Source organism: Acrocarpospora macrocephala (genome assembly GCF_009687865.1).
Lineage (GTDB): Bacteria > Actinomycetota > Actinomycetes > Streptosporangiales > Streptosporangiaceae > Acrocarpospora > Acrocarpospora macrocephala.
Genome location: NZ_BLAE01000039.1, coordinates 93,507 through 106,874 on the forward strand (window position 1 = coordinate 93,507; position 13,368 = coordinate 106,874).

Genomic DNA, 13,368 nt, shown 5'->3' on the forward strand with positions numbered 1-13,368 from the left:
GTCCTTTGCCATGTCTCAGGAGGTCAGCGCCTCGGTGAGGGAGGCGTGGACGGGGATGTAGCCGGTCAGGCCGACGAGTTCCATGACCTTCCTGGGGGAGGGGCGCGGGGAGCAGACGGCGACCGTGCCCTGGTTCGCGCGGGCGTGGTGGTAGGCGTCAAGGAAGACCCTGATGCCCGCGCTGTCCATGAATGTCATGCCCGCCAGGTCGAACAGCAGGTGGGATGAGATGCGCTGGGCGATCTCCACCTGCTCCTGGAGCACGCCGATCGTGGTGGCGTCCACGTCGCCGAGGACGGTGATCACCACGTATGGGTCGTGCCGGTCTGTGAGCACCTGCAGGCTTGGCATCAACATCCCTTCGCCGTCGTAGTACAACGATGCCCGCAATTCGGCCCGGTGTCGCTCAGGTGGCGCCTGCCGTGTCGCGAAATGTCTGGCGGTAGCTGAGGGGTGCGACGCCGACGGCCGCGTGCAGGTGCTGGCGGAGCGAGACGGCGGTGCCGAAACCGGAGCGGCGGGCGACCACGTCGACCGGGAGGTCGGTGGTTTCCAGCAGGTGGCGGGCGTGCTCGACCCGCTGGCGGGTGAGCCAGCGGGCGGGGCTGAGGCCGGTTTCCTCGCGGAACCTGCGGGTGAAGGTGCGCACGCTCATCCGGGCGTGGCCGGCCAGGGCGGCGAGGTCGAGCGGTTCGTGCAGGCGGGTGAGCGTCCAGGCCCGGGTGGCGGCGGTGGACAGGCCGCCGGCCTCGGGCAGCGGGCGTTCGATGAACTGGGCCTGGCCGCCCTCCCGGAACGGCGGGGTCACGCAGCGCCGGGCCGCATGGTTAGCGATCTGGCTGCCGTGGTCCTGGCGGATCACGTGCAGGCACAGGTCGATTCCGGCCGCGCTGCCCGCCGAGGTGAGGATGTCCCCGTCGTCGATGAACAGGACGTCGGGGTCGAGGCGTACCTGCGGGAAGAACGTGCGGAAGCGGTCGGTGTGCCGCCAGTGGGTGGTGGCCGGGCGGCCGTCGAGCAGGCCCGCCGCGGCCAGGACGAACGCGCCGGTGCAGATCGACATGACCCGGGCGTATCGGGCCGCCCGCCGCAAGGCCGAGGCGAGGTCGTCGGGAATGGTGCCGTTGTCCCAGGCGGATCCGCCGTGGATGCCGGGAACGATCACCGTGTCGGCGGAGTCCAGGACGGACAGATCGTGATCCGGCAGCACCTGGTACCCGGCCTCGCAGGGGACGGGCAGCCCCCCTCGCGTACAGGTCACGACCTCGTAGAGATGCCGCCCGGCCGAGCCCGCCGACCGGAACACCTGCCCGGGAATGCCCAGATCCAGCGGAGCGAAGTGCTCCATCGCCACCACGACCACCCGATGCGGCTTGTACGCCATGGCCGGATTCTTTCACATATTGGCTATCAGGCCACTCGTCAGCCGATATTTCGTGACGAGAAGATGGACGCCATGACGATAACCGGCAATCAGGACGAAACGGAGGGTCCGCTAGTCGGGCCGAAAAAACGCGGGTTAAAGGTACATCGGGCCTGGATCGTCGCCGCCGTCGCCCTGGTGGCGATCATCGGCGCCGCCGGGTTCCGCGCCACACCCGGCGTCTTCATCAGCCCGCTGGAACGCGAATTCGGCTGGTCCCGCGCCACGATCGGCTTCGCCGTCTCGGTCAACCTCATGTTCTTCGGCCTGACCGCCCCCTTCGCCGCCGCCCTGATGGACCGTTTCGGCATGCGCCGCGTGGTCACCATGGCCCTGACCCTGGTCGCCCTCGGCAGCGGCGTCACCGTCTTCATGACCCAGAGCTGGCAACTCGTGCTCTGCTGGGGCGTCCTGGTCGGCCTGGGCACCGGCTCGATGGCCCTCGTCTTCGCCGCCACCCTGGCCGACCGCTGGTTCGTCCGCCACCGCGGCCTGGTCATCGGCGTGCTCACCGCCGGCGGCGCGACCGGCCAGCTCATCTTCCTGCCCGTGCTGGCCGTCCTGGTGGAATCCTCCGGCTGGCGCGCCGCCGCGCTCACCGTGACCGCCTCCGCGCTGGCCGTCGTCCCGCTGATCTGGTTCCTGCTCCGCGACCGGCCGCAGGAGCTCGGGCTCAGGCCGTACGGCGCGACGCAGGACACGCCGGCGACCGTCCCGAGCGGGGGCGCGGCCGCCCGAGCGGTCAGGGTGCTGCGGGACGCGGCGAAGACGCGCCCGTTCTGGTATCTGGCGGGTGGGTTCGCCATCTGCGGCGCCAGCACGAACGGCCTGGTCGGCACCCACTTCATCCCGGCCGCGCACGATCACGGCATGGCCGAGACGACCGCCGCCGGACTGCTCGCCGTGGTCGGGATCTTCGACATCGTCGGGACCATCCTGTCCGGCTGGCTCAGCGACCGCATGGATCCGCGCATCCTGCTCGGCGTCTACTACGCGCTGCGCGGCGCCTCGCTGCTGGTCCTGCCGCAGCTGTTCGCGGAGACCGCCCAGCCGAGCATGCTGGTCTTCATCATCTTCTACGGCCTGGACTGGGTGGCCACCGTGCCGCCGACCGCCGCGCTCTGCCGCAGGATCTACGGCGCGGACGGCGGCGTGGTCTTCGGCTGGGTCTTCGCCTCCCACCAGATCGGCGCCGCCTTCGCGGCCACCCTCGCGGGCCTCACCCGCGACCACCTCGGCCACTACGACCTGGCCTGGTACGGCGCCGGCGCCCTCTGCGCCCTCGCCGCGATCATGTCCTTGCTGATCGCCCGCGATCGTGCGGCATCCTTGACCTCGTGACCCAACGAGTGCTCCCCCTGGTGGTGCGGATCGAGCGTGCCACCCCGCCCGAGCGCGTCGACGCGCTGGAAGCCGCCGCCCGGGGCGTGCTGGCCCTGCTGGACGAGCCGGGCGAGTGGGCGGAAGCCGTACAGGAGTGGGAGCGGATCGGGATTCGCAAGGTGGTGCGGCGGGCCAGGGGCGCGGAGTGGCGGCGGGTGCTGGAGCTGCCGGGGCTCACGGCGACGGCGGGCACGGCCGAGGTGCGGGTGCATCCGCCGATCCCGCTGGACGGGTGGCCGAAGGAACTGTCCCGGCTGCAGGTGTCAGGGACGGATCTGGAGGATCACCACCCGCTGGGCGCCGCCGGGGATGTGGTGTTGTGGGTGAATCCCGGGCTGGACATGTCGGCGGGCAAGGCGATGGCGCAATGCGGGCACGCCGCGCAACTCGCCTGGTGGGGGACGGGACCCGAGGAGCGGGAAACGTGGCGTTCCGAGGGGTTCGCGCTGGATGTGCGGACGGCCGCACCGGACGACTGGCGGAAGCTCATGGAGAGCGGCCTGCCCGCGGTCAGGGACGCGGGCTTCACGGAGATCGAACCCGGCAGCGTCACCGTGATCGCGGACACACCCTGGCTCCGGCGGGGTGGTTTCCGGCCGGAGGGCTGGGGACCGCTGCGTCACACCTGAACGATGTCCGCGTAGACGCCGTCGAGGGTCAGGCGGTCCGGCGCCGGGGTGTCGTACACGATCAGCAGGCGACCGTCCGGGAGCAGGGCGAGACCTTCGGGGCGGTCCGCGCCTGGAACCATGGGCAGCTCGGTGACCAGCGTCGGCGGGTTGGCGAAGTCGCCGTTGGGCCGCCAGCGCAGCACCCGGAACGCGCCGTCCAGGGTCATCGTCGGCCCGGCCAGGATGAGCAGGTCATCCCCGATCGGGCAGAGATCCCGGATGCCGAGACCGTCCAGATCGACGAAGTGGGTCTGGTAATCGCCGTCCAGGCGGAGCCGGTGCGGATCGTGCGGATTCGTCTCGGGCCTGATCTCCAGGATGACCGCCCAGCCGCGGAGCACGGGACCGCGTAATCCGACCAGCACGCGGGATCCGATGACCGCGATGCCCTCGATGTCGAATCCGTTGTCCTTGCCGGGCAGGTGCAGGAACGGGCCGAGATGGTCGTCGTCATCGAGCATGTCCGCGAGGTTCCGGCCGGGACCGGACAGGATGGCCGCCGTTCTGCGGCCGTCCTTGCGGACCGGGACCGGAAGTCCGTCGCGTTCGACGAGCGGGAGCCGTACCAGGATGAAACGGTTCTCCTCCCGCAGCACCGTCGCCAGCCGCTTGCGGGCCTTTTCGCCAGTCTGACCTGGTTTGACGCGTTTGCGCTTGAGGCTGTGCGAGCCGACCGCCCACAGCCAGCCGTCGGCGCGGCCCAGGCCCTCGATGTCGGCTTCCTCGTCCGGACCGGCCGGCAGCTCGACGAATTCGGACAGCCGAAACGAATGATGATCTTGGTAGGCGCCGTCCCGCCACGTGAGGCGTTCGACGGCTGAGGACTCGTCTCCGGCCACCCAGAGGCAGCGGCCGTCCTGGCGAACGGCCGACAGATCGTGATGGATACCGGTACCTGCGGTGAAGCGGAGTTCGACGCGCACGCCACCATTATCGGACCAATTATCGGGTACGGACCTGTTCCCGAAGTGTGATGGTGATCGCACCCGAAAATACCCGGAGTTCGCGTACGCTCCCGTTCGTGTCACCTGGGGACTATGGGACTAAGGCGGTTCCGACGTACGTCGCGGCTGAGGCCGAGACCACACCGCTACCGAAGATCACGATCCCGGAGCTTCCACCGCCGCCACCGTCGGGCAAAGGCCTTGGTGACCTGCCGATGCGGTTGGTCTACCGGACTGTCGCGGGCGCCGTGGTCGTCGGGCTCGTGGCCGTGCTCGTCGCCGCCGTGGTGGCGACCAGGGAGGAGCCCGGCACGCTCCCGGCCGCCGCGGCCCCCTCGCCGACGCCCACGTTCGCGCCGCCGTCCCCCACCCCCTCGTCCGGGGGCGCGGTCGTCGCATCCGCGGCGCCCAGCCCGTCGGCGAGTTCGGCGCTGACCATCGCCCAGGAAGATCCCCGGGTGCCCGCGTTGCCCGCTGCCGACACCAAGCTGGCCGCCCTCGCGGGGCGTTCCGCGCCCGTCCGGGGTTCCCTCAAGGACGAACGATCCGGGGTCGCCGTGCCCCGGTTCAGCAAGGAATGGAGTCTGGCCAAGGCGTCGCCGTTCGCCTCCCGCCAGCTGCTCGGCAAGATCAAGGGCATGGCCTACCGGGGCATGCTGGTCTCCTGCCCAGTGCCGATCGAGGTGCAGGACAGCCTGCGCGACACCGCGTTCCTGGCCGCCCGCTGGACCCTCAACCACCACCCCGCCGGCGCGACGCTGGAGTGGACCGCCTCCCAGCCGATCTCCGTGGACGACCGGAACGGCTGGCTGCTCGGCTACGAGGTCAACTACACCGTGAAGGGCGACAAGCGCCGCTCGATGGCCGCGCTCGCGCTGCTGGACGTGCCGGAGAGCAAGCCCGCGCTGGTGTTCATCACGGTGCCCGACGCCCAGAAGAAGCGCTGGCGCGACATCAACACCGTAATGTCCAAGATTAAGGTGCTTTAGAGAGCTCTGAGCTGGGGAGATATAGCGCCATCTGGATAATCGGGGGGTTTTCCAATGGCGAATTTGATCGCTATCGCGTACGACGACGTCTCCACCGCCGTGGACGTCCGGGACAAGGTCCAGCAGCTCCAGAAAGAGCGGCTGATCGAGCTCCGGGACATGGCGATCGTCGAACGCACCATGAACGGCAAAATCAAGATGAAGCAGATGGTGGGCACCACCGGCGCGGGGGCGGCCGGGGGAGCGCTCTGGGGCGGGCTCATCGGGCTCATCTTCTTCATGCCGTTCCTCGGCATGGCCGTCGGCGCGGCCACCGGCGCCGCGATCGGCGCGATGAGCGACGTGGGGGTCGACGACAAGTTCATGAAAGACCTGGCCGAAGGCCTCAAGCCGGGCGCGGCGGCGCTCTTCCTGCTCATCGACAAGAGCACGCCCGACAAGGTCATCCCGCAGCTCGCGCCGTACGGCGGGCGGATCATCCACACCTCGCTCAGCAAGGACCAGGAGGACCAGCTCAAGCACGCCGTGGCCGCGGCGCGCGGCTGAGCCCCGTCGTCGACGGGCGGGGGGAGACCCGTGGCCGACCAGCCGCAGGAGCGCAGGGAACCGGACAAGCCCGCGGGCGAGGACGAGCCCAAGCCCTGGCGCGCCGAGGGTCTCCCCCCGGGCAAACCGCAAGGCCCGAAGATCAACTGGTTCCGGTTCGCGCTGACCTTGCTGATCACGTACGCGCTGTTCTTCGTGGTCTCCTCGTTCTATGACGGGGAAGCGGTGGAGACGATCTCGTACACGCAGTTCCTGAAGCAGGTCGAGGCCGGGAACGTCAAGGACATCTACGCGACCGGATACTCGATCCAGGGCGACCTGAAGGCGCAGGCCAAGGATCCCGACGGCAACAAGATGTACACCAAGTTCTCGACGGAGATGCCGGTCTTCGCCAACCAAGACCAGATATTTCAGCTTTTGACCAGCCAGAACGTGACGGTGAAGGCGGAGCCGCTCAGCGACTCGCGCGGGACGTTCTGGAATCTCGTGCTGTCGCTGCTGCCGGTCCTGCTGCTGGCCGGGGTGTGGATGTGGCTGCTGCGCCGGGGCACCTCCATGATGGGCGGCGGCGGCCTCAGCGCGCTGGGCAGATCCCGGGCGGCCCACCCGATCGCGACCGACAAGGTCAGGGTCACGTTCGCGGACGTGGCCGGGATCGACGAGGTCGAGAACGAGCTCATCGAGATCGTGGACTACCTCAAGGAGCCCTCCAAATACCGCAAACTCGGTGCGAAGCTCCCCAAAGGCGTGCTGCTCACCGGGCTGCCGGGCACCGGCAAGACGCTGCTGGCGCGAGCCGTCGCGGGCGAGGCGAGCGTGCCGTTCTTCTCGGCCAGCGCCTCCGAGTTCATCGAGATGATCGTCGGCGTCGGCGCGTCCCGGGTCCGCGAGCTGTTCACCGAGGCCCGCAAGGTCGCGCCGTCGATCGTGTTCATCGACGAGATCGACGCCATCGGGCGGACCAGGGGCGCGGGCGCGCTCGGCGGGCACGACGAGCGCGAGCAGACCCTGAACCAGATCCTCACCGAGATGGACGGGTTCACCGCCGGGGAGGGCGTGATCGTCATCGGGGCCACCAACCGCCCCGAGATCCTCGATCCGGCGCTGTTGCGGCCCGGGCGGTTCGACCGGAACATCGTGGTCTCCCCGCCGGACGCGGCGGGCCGTACCGCGATTCTCAAGGTGCACACCCGGGGCGTCCCGCTCGGCGCCGACGTCGACCTGGCCAGGCTCGCCAAGAGCACCCCCGGCATGACCGGCGCCGACCTGGCCAACCTGGTCAACGAGGCCGCCCTGCTCGCCGCCAAGCGCGGCAACGTCCAGGTCCACTCCGCCGACCTCGCCGACGCGCTGGAAAAACTCCAGCTCGGTACGGCTCGCGCCATCGTGATGCCCGAAGACGAACGAATCCGCACGGCCTTCCACGAAGCGGGCCACGCCCTGCTGGGCATGCTCCAGCCGGGCGCCGACCCCGTACGGAAGATCTCGATCATCCCACGCGGCCGGGCGCTCGGCGTGACCCTGTCCACGCCGGACAACGACCGGTACGCCTACGACGAGAACTACCTGCGCGGCCGGATCGTCGGCGCGCTCGGCGGGATGGCCGCCGAGCAGGTCGTCTTCGGGCTGGTCACCACCGGGGCGGAGAACGACCTGGAGCAGGTCACCGCGATCGCCCGGGGCATGGTGGGCCGGTGGGGGATGTCGCCCAAGATCGGCCCGTTGAACATCCTGCCGCAGGACGACCAGCCCCAGGCGGCCGCGGCGACGCTGGCCGAGGTGGACGGGGAGACCCGCAGGATCGTCGAGGAATGCTACGAAATCGCGCAGCAGGTCATTCGGGATAACCGCGACAAACTCGACAACATCGTGAGTGCGCTGCTGGAGCGGGAAACCTTGGACGAGGCCGAGGCGTACGAGGCGGCGGGCATTCCCCCGCGGATCGACATCCAGCGTGGCAGGTAGGTGTCAGCGTGGGGCGTACGAGCGTCCCTGGCTGGTCGCCACCGCGTAGCGGGTGCCGTGCTCGTCGGCGAGGGTTCCGGTGGTGACGACCAGGGACGGGCCGAGGAGGGCGTCGGTGGTGACGTGCAGCCAGCCGTCCGGCGGGGTGGCGGCCCAGGTGACGCACAGGTCGAGGGAGACCATGTGCAGGTCGGTGAGGGTGGTCGCGCGGTAGGCGGCGTCCAGGAGGTGGGCGTCGAAGAGGATCACGTCGAGGAGCTGGCGGGGGAGCGGCTCCAGGTGACGCTCGAAGGGGCGGGCCCAGAGCTCCACGTGCGGCGGGCCGTGCTGGAAGGTGGCGTACGAGGTGGGGTAGTCGATGCCGCGTTCGTCGATGTGGCGGAGGAAGGGCGCGTCCGGCCAGGACCATTCGAGGGTGGGGCAGTCGTCCCAGGATCGTTGGGGTGGTGTGGAGCGCGGGTGGGTCGCGGACGGGAACAGGTCGGGGCGGGTGAACCAGGCCTGGACCGAGGCCAGTGGTTCCCCGCCCTGGTGCGCGGTCACGCGGCGGGCGGCCATCGAGCCGCCGGCGCGCAGCCGCTCGATGTCGAAGAGCAGGGCGCCCGGGCGTACCTGGCCGGTGAAGACGACGTGCAGCGCGCTCAGAACCTGGCCGTCCAAGCCGTCGGCGGCGGCCAGGGCGGCGAGTGAGGCCGTCCAGCCGCCGAACACGACACCCCGGAAGTTGATGTCACCGTCCACGTCGGCGCGGAGGGACTCGCCTTCGTGGGTGAGCTTGACCGGGCCGAAGACGGTGTCCCACACGATCGCCATGCGTCTTATTATCCGGGATTGCGCCACAGCCGGCGGGTGGCGAGCACGGCGATCAGCAGGCCGAGTGTGGTGAGCGCGCCGCCTTCGCCGACGAACCATGGTGAATTCTCGGTGGGGGCGGTCATCGCGCCCGCTACGAAGTAGAGGGCGGCGTTGAGGGTCGCGTGCAGGATGAGCACCGGCCAGATGCTCTTCGTCCGCACGCGGAGCCAGACCAGCGGGAAGGCGATCGTCACCGACTGTACGGCGAAGCAGGGGATGGCGTAGAAGATCGGGATGCCCTGGTCGATCGCGCCGGGGACGAACAGCATCATCGGCACGTGAAACGACGCCCAGCAGAGGCCGACGATGAGGGCGGTGGCGTCGGTGCTCCTGGTCTGGGCGAGCCGGGTGGTCAGGAAGGAGCTCCAGCCGATCTGCTCGCCGAGGGCCAGGATCACGTAGGGGACGATGCCGGGGAGCAGGCCGAGCACGACCGCCACTGCGGGGTGCAAACCGGTGGAGTCGGTCACGTTTCCGGGCGCGAAGCGGGCCAGGCCGGTGACCCAGGCGGAGCCGTAGCCGAGTGCGATGCCGACGACGGGGACGATCCAGGCGATGCCGAGCGTGCGCCACGGCACCCTGCGGAAGCCCCAGTCGAACCCGCGCAAACCGCGCCCTCCGGCGAGCCAGGCGGCCAGAGCGGCCAGCGTGGGGGCGAACGCCTGGCTGTAGACGGCGAGTTGCGCGCCGATGGGGGCCTCGCTGACGCGGTTGAGATCAAGGCCTTGTGAGATCGCGTACGCCAAGGCGGGCAGCACCAGCACGAGCAGCACGACGGCGAACATGGTCAGCTGCTTGCGAACCAGGGTGAGCGAATAGGTGGTATCCATGGCCGGAGTCCATCGGTGGACTGGTCCCATTCGCCTGATCGGCGGGTCCCCTCCGAGTCCCGATCGATCTGGAGAGATTATGGCGTCGGGGCGATCCTAAAAGGTCCCCTGGTGAGGTCTTGCCTGTGGCGTGTTGCGTGTTCACGGGGATGGCAGGGGGCGGAGCCCGAGGGTAGACGACGGGCTGGGTGGGTGGGAGAACCACCGTGCCGCGACTGTCGTTTCGCGAGGGCATCCACGGAGATGTCGGGGTCGGGCGGAGCCCGAGGGAAAACAGAAGGCTGGGTGGGTGGGACCACCACGCCGTGGCTGTCGTTTCGTCTGGCGACCACGGCGATGGCGGGGCCGGGCGGAGCCCGGGGGAAACAAAGGGAGGGTGGGTGGGACCAACCGGCTGCCCGTCGCTTCGAGGGCTGTTCCCATCGGCGTCACCCCTGGCCGTTTCACCAGGTCCCGGGTGAGCCAGGACTCTAGGCCCATTTCGTCCGTGTCATGAAATGTTCGATGATGTCCTAATGCGTAGTACCGCTTCCCGGTGGCCGTGGGCGATCCCGGTCCTGTGCTCGCTCGGGATTGTCGGGGGCGTCGTGTTGAGTGTGAGCGTGCCCGAGGCAGACCTGACCTACCTCGCGCTCGACGCGGTCGTCGGCTTGACGTATCCGCTGATCGGAGCGCTGATCCTGGCGCGCCTGCCGCGGCATCCGGTGGGCTGGCTGTTCTGCGTCGGGGGCGCGGGCGTGACACTCCAGGCGCTTTTCGGGGGTTACGCGGCCTATGGCGACGGGCTCGGCTGGCCGGGTGCGGATCTGGCGGCGTGGTCGTTGAACTGGGTGTTCTTCACCGGCTTCGGCCCGTTGTTGCTGCTTCCCCTGCTGCTCCCGGACGGGCGCCTCCCGTCGCCGCGCTGGCGGCCGGTCCTGCGCGCGCTGATCGCCGGGATGGCGGTGCTCCAGCTCATCCTGGTCTTCCGGGACCGCATCTGGGTCTGGGGTCACGAAGAGCCCAACCCGATCGGTTTCGTGCCCACCCCGCAGGCCGCGATCGCCTTCGCCGTCGTGATGGTCGCCCTCGGCCTGGCGGGAGCCGCCGCCCTCGCCGTCCGGTTCCGGGGCACCGAGCCCAACGGCGAGCAGCGACGGCAGTTGGTTCCCGTGTTCGCGGCCGCCGCCGCCATCACCGCCGCCGTGCTGGCGGACACCTTCCTCCCGTACCATCCGCCGATCGGCGTGTGGCTGCTGGGTTTCACCCTGCCTCTACTCCCGGCCGCCACGGCGATCTCGATCTTCCGCTACCGCCTGTTCGACCTGGAGATCCTGATCCGCAGGACGGTGGTCTCCGTCCTGGTCACCGGCGTGCTGCTGGCGATCTACCTGGCCGTGGTCGGCACCGCCCACGAGCTGCTGCGCCTCAACGGCGGCGCCCTGGAACCCCTGATCGGCACCGCCGTGGTGGCGATCGCCTTCGCCCCCGTGCGGGACGCCGTCCAGCGCGCCGTCGGCAGGCTGCTGTTCGGCAACCGCGGCGACCCCGCCACCGCCCTGTCCCGCCTCGGCCACCAGCTGGAGGCCTCCGCGGACCCCACCCGCCTGCTCGACGGCGCCGCCGACACCGTGGCCCGCACCCTCCGCCTCCCCGCCGTCGCCGTCCTGGCCGCCGACGGCACCCCCCTGTCCGTCGTGGGGGAGATCCCTTCCGACGGCGTACGGCTCGCGCTGCACGCCAGCGGCCGACGTGAAGGCGAGTTGCGCGCGGCTCCGAGATCACCGGGGGAGGCGCTGTCCCGGGCCGACCTGGCCGTCCTCGACGACCTGGCCCGCCACCTCGCGCTGGCCGTCGCCGCCGTCCGGCTCACCCGCGAGGTCCAGACCTCGCGGGAACGCCTGGTGATCGCCCGCGAGGAGGAGCGCCGCAGGCTCCGCCGGGACCTGCACGACGGTCTCGGCCCCGGGCTCGCCGCGATCGGCGTGCGGCTGGACCTGATCGAGGCCAAGGCGCCGGTGGCGCTGCGCGAGCCGCTGGCCGACGTCCGGGAACTGACCCACGGGCTGGTCGGCGACGTCCGCCGGATCGTGCACGATCTGCGCCCGCCCGCACTGGACGAGCTGGGCCTCGGCGGCGCGCTGGAGGATCTGGCGCTGGACGCGGACAGCGGTCCCGTGGTCACGGTGTCGATGCCGGGGCCGCTGCCGGTGTTGCCCGCCGCGGTGGAGGTCGCCGCGTACCGGATCGTTCAGGAGGCGCTGGCCAACGCGCTCCGGCACGCCGAAGCGGCGAAGGTGGAGATCTCGGCCGCGGCCCGCGAGGGCCGGCTGCTCCTGGAGGTTCGCGACGACGGCCGCGGCCTGCCGGAACCCCTGGTGGAGGGTGTCGGCTCGGGCAGCATGCGGGAGCGCGCCGCCGAGCTGGGCGGCGTGCTGGAACGGCGGTCCGCGCCGGGCGGCGGGACCACGGTCGCGGCGGTGCTGCCGCTGTGAACGAGGAGGAACCGATGACGGAGTCCCCGGTCAGGGTGCTGCTGGTGGACGACCACCCGCTGTTCCGGCACGGCCTGCGGGCCCTGCTCGAACAGGTCGGCGGCGCGGAAGTCGTCGGCGAGGCGGGCGACGGCGAGGAAGCCATCGAGATGGCGCTCGCGAGCAACCCCGACGTGGTCGTGATGGACCTCGTCATGCCCGGCACCTCCGGCTTGGAGGCCACCCGCAGGCTCATCGACCGGAGCCCCGACCTGGGCATCCTGGTGCTCACCATGAGCGAGGACGACGCCTCCGTGTTCGCCGCGCTCCGCGCCGGGGCGCGCGGCTACGTGCTCAAGGGCACCGGCGGCGCCGACTTCATCGCCGCCGTCCGGGCGGTGGCCCGCGGCGAGGCGGTGTACGGCGCCGCCGTGGCCCGCCGCATCCGCCGCTTCCTGGCCACCGGACCCGGCAGCGGCCCGTTCCCGGAACTCACCCAGCGCGAACGCGAGATCCTCGACCTGCTGGCCTCCGGCAAGTCCAACGCCGACATCGCCAGAATCCTGTTCCTCAGCCTGAAAACCGTGAAGAACCACCTCACCAACGTGTTCGCCAAACTCCAGGTGGCCGACCGCGCCCAGGCCGTGGTCCGGGCGCGACAGGCCGGCCTCGGAGAGTGATTTGAGGCTTTTAGGAAGTTATGCGTAATTAGTCCGGGGAAGGGCCTCGCGGAGACGACGTTCATACGGGGGGTTACCGTGAGCCAGTCGATGCAGGACGACCTGTTCTCCCAGCTGGGACCCAAGGGCATTCAGCAGATCGCGGTCATGATCGGGACCGACACCGAATCCGCGAAGGGCGCTGTCCAGGCTTCGCTCGGCACCATCGTGGGCGGCATGGCCCACCAGACCGAACACGCGCGCGGCGCGCAATCCCTGCGCTCCGCCCTGGACCAGCACACCGACAGCGACCCCTTCACCAACGTCACCGCCCTCGCCGACGCCAACGACGGCCAGAAGATCCTCAGCCACGTCCTCGGCGACCAGGGCACGGAACAGGCGGCTCAGGGCATCTCCCAGTTCATGGGCATCAACCCCAGGACCGTCTCCAAGGTGCTGACGATGGTCGCGCCCATGGTCATGTCCATGCTCGCCAAGCGCCTCAACCGGGGCATGGACATGGGCACCATGTCCCAGGACCTCGACCAGGAACGCAAGCAGATGAGCGGCACCGGCCTCGGCGAACTCCTGGGCAACCTCCTCAACGCCATCTTCGGCGACCAGGACTCCCCCCGCCCCCAACCCCAGTC

13 protein-coding genes are annotated in these 13,368 nt (G+C 70.1%); 8 read left to right on the forward strand and 5 right to left on the reverse strand.

Annotated features, from left to right (window positions below; genetic code table 11):
• Nucleotides 1-15: 15 nt before the first annotated feature.
• Both Amac_RS31835 and Amac_RS31840 read right to left on the reverse strand, forming a co-directional pair.
• The gene (locus tag Amac_RS31835; RefSeq protein WP_170322762.1) at nucleotides 16-351 is read right to left on the reverse strand and encodes an STAS domain-containing protein; all 336 of its coding nucleotides are present in this window, start codon (nucleotides 349-351) and stop codon (nucleotides 16-18) included.
• Nucleotides 352-406: 55 nt separating this feature from the next.
• Entirely contained in the window at nucleotides 407-1,384 is a 978-nt protein-coding gene (locus tag Amac_RS31840; RefSeq protein ID WP_155358107.1) for a GlxA family transcriptional regulator, read from the reverse strand.
• Nucleotides 1,385-1,561: 177 nt separating this feature from the next.
• Here Amac_RS31840 and Amac_RS31845 point away from each other — a divergent pair, with 177 nt between their 5' ends.
• Together Amac_RS31845 and Amac_RS31850 are read left to right on the forward strand one after the other, a co-directional pair.
• Entirely contained in the window at nucleotides 1,562-2,764 is a 1,203-nt protein-coding gene (locus tag Amac_RS31845) for an MFS transporter (protein WP_246268851.1), read from the forward strand.
• Nucleotides 2,761-3,435 carry an aminoacyl-tRNA hydrolase gene (locus Amac_RS31850; RefSeq protein WP_246268853.1) on the forward strand — a complete coding sequence of 225 codons (675 nt, stop codon included), beginning with the start codon at nucleotides 2,761-2,763 and terminating at the stop codon, nucleotides 3,433-3,435. The genes Amac_RS31845 and Amac_RS31850 overlap by 4 nt, the downstream gene beginning before the upstream one ends.
• On the opposite strand, the gene Amac_RS31855 is transcribed toward Amac_RS31850, so the two are convergent.
• On the reverse strand, nucleotides 3,426-4,400 hold the full coding sequence (locus Amac_RS31855) for a DUF3616 domain-containing protein (protein WP_155358110.1): 975 nt from the start codon (nucleotides 4,398-4,400) through the stop codon (nucleotides 3,426-3,428). The two genes, Amac_RS31850 and Amac_RS31855, sit on opposite strands and share 10 nt — an antisense overlap.
• Before the next feature lie 98 nt (nucleotides 4,401-4,498).
• Here Amac_RS31855 and Amac_RS31860 point away from each other — a divergent pair, with 98 nt between their 5' ends.
• Genes Amac_RS31860 through ftsH form a run of 3 tightly spaced genes read left to right on the forward strand, consistent with a single transcriptional unit; the run spans nucleotide 4,499 to nucleotide 7,921 of the window.
• Nucleotides 4,499-5,410, forward strand: coding sequence for a hypothetical protein (locus Amac_RS31860; protein WP_155358111.1), 912 nt, complete (start codon nucleotides 4,499-4,501; stop codon nucleotides 5,408-5,410).
• 54 nt (nucleotides 5,411-5,464) lie between these two features.
• The gene (locus Amac_RS31865) at nucleotides 5,465-5,956 is read left to right on the forward strand and encodes a DUF1269 domain-containing protein (RefSeq protein ID WP_155358112.1); all 492 of its coding nucleotides are present in this window, start codon (nucleotides 5,465-5,467) and stop codon (nucleotides 5,954-5,956) included.
• Between the two features lie 30 nt (nucleotides 5,957-5,986).
• The gene (gene ftsH, locus Amac_RS31870; protein ID WP_155358113.1) at nucleotides 5,987-7,921 is read left to right on the forward strand and encodes an ATP-dependent zinc metalloprotease FtsH; all 1,935 of its coding nucleotides are present in this window, start codon (nucleotides 5,987-5,989) and stop codon (nucleotides 7,919-7,921) included.
• Between the two features lie 3 nt (nucleotides 7,922-7,924).
• Here ftsH and Amac_RS31875 read toward each other — a convergent pair whose 3' ends face one another.
• Nucleotides 7,925-8,734, reverse strand: a complete 810-nt coding sequence (locus Amac_RS31875; RefSeq protein WP_170322763.1) for an acyl-CoA thioesterase — start codon at nucleotides 8,732-8,734, stop codon at nucleotides 7,925-7,927.
• Nucleotides 8,735-8,742: 8 nt separating this feature from the next.
• Entirely contained in the window at nucleotides 8,743-9,606 is an 864-nt protein-coding gene (locus Amac_RS31880) for a CPBP family intramembrane glutamic endopeptidase (RefSeq protein WP_170322764.1), read from the reverse strand.
• Nucleotides 9,607-10,121: 515 nt separating this feature from the next.
• On the opposite strand from Amac_RS31880, the gene Amac_RS31885 reads away from it, so the two are divergent.
• From Amac_RS31885 to Amac_RS31895, 3 genes are all read left to right on the forward strand, one after another.
• A complete protein-coding gene (locus tag Amac_RS31885; RefSeq protein WP_155358116.1) occupies nucleotides 10,122-12,080 on the forward strand; it encodes an ATP-binding protein in 1,959 nt (652 codons plus the stop codon).
• 14 nt (nucleotides 12,081-12,094) lie between these two features.
• Nucleotides 12,095-12,739: a response regulator gene (locus Amac_RS31890; RefSeq protein WP_155347507.1), complete on the forward strand. Its 645-nt coding sequence runs from the start codon at nucleotides 12,095-12,097 to the stop codon at nucleotides 12,737-12,739.
• 78 nt (nucleotides 12,740-12,817) lie between these two features.
• Nucleotides 12,818-13,368, forward strand: a 551-nt coding sequence (locus Amac_RS31895; protein WP_155358117.1) for a DUF937 domain-containing protein, incomplete at its 3' end; no start/stop codon positions are given.

Excerpts from the sequence above, each read along its gene's own strand:
- Amac_RS31890 (WP_155347507.1), top strand. The coding sequence starts at position 12,095 with ATGACGGAGTCCCCGGTCAGGGTGCTGCTGGTGGACGACCACCCGCTG.
- Amac_RS31885 (WP_155358116.1), top strand. The coding sequence starts at position 10,122 with ATGCGTAGTACCGCTTCCCGGTGGCCGTGGGCGATCCCGGTCCTGTGC.
- Amac_RS31835 (WP_170322762.1), bottom strand. The coding sequence starts at position 351 with ATGCCAAGCCTGCAGGTGCTCACAGACCGGCACGACCCATACGTGGTG.
- Amac_RS31875 (WP_170322763.1), bottom strand. The coding sequence starts at position 8,734 with ATGGCGATCGTGTGGGACACCGTCTTCGGCCCGGTCAAGCTCACCCAC.
- Amac_RS31865 (WP_155358112.1), top strand. The coding sequence starts at position 5,465 with ATGGCGAATTTGATCGCTATCGCGTACGACGACGTCTCCACCGCCGTG.
- Amac_RS31840 (WP_155358107.1), bottom strand. The coding sequence starts at position 1,384 with ATGGCGTACAAGCCGCATCGGGTGGTCGTGGTGGCGATGGAGCACTTC.
- Amac_RS31880 (WP_170322764.1), bottom strand. The coding sequence starts at position 9,606 with ATGGATACCACCTATTCGCTCACCCTGGTTCGCAAGCAGCTGACCATG.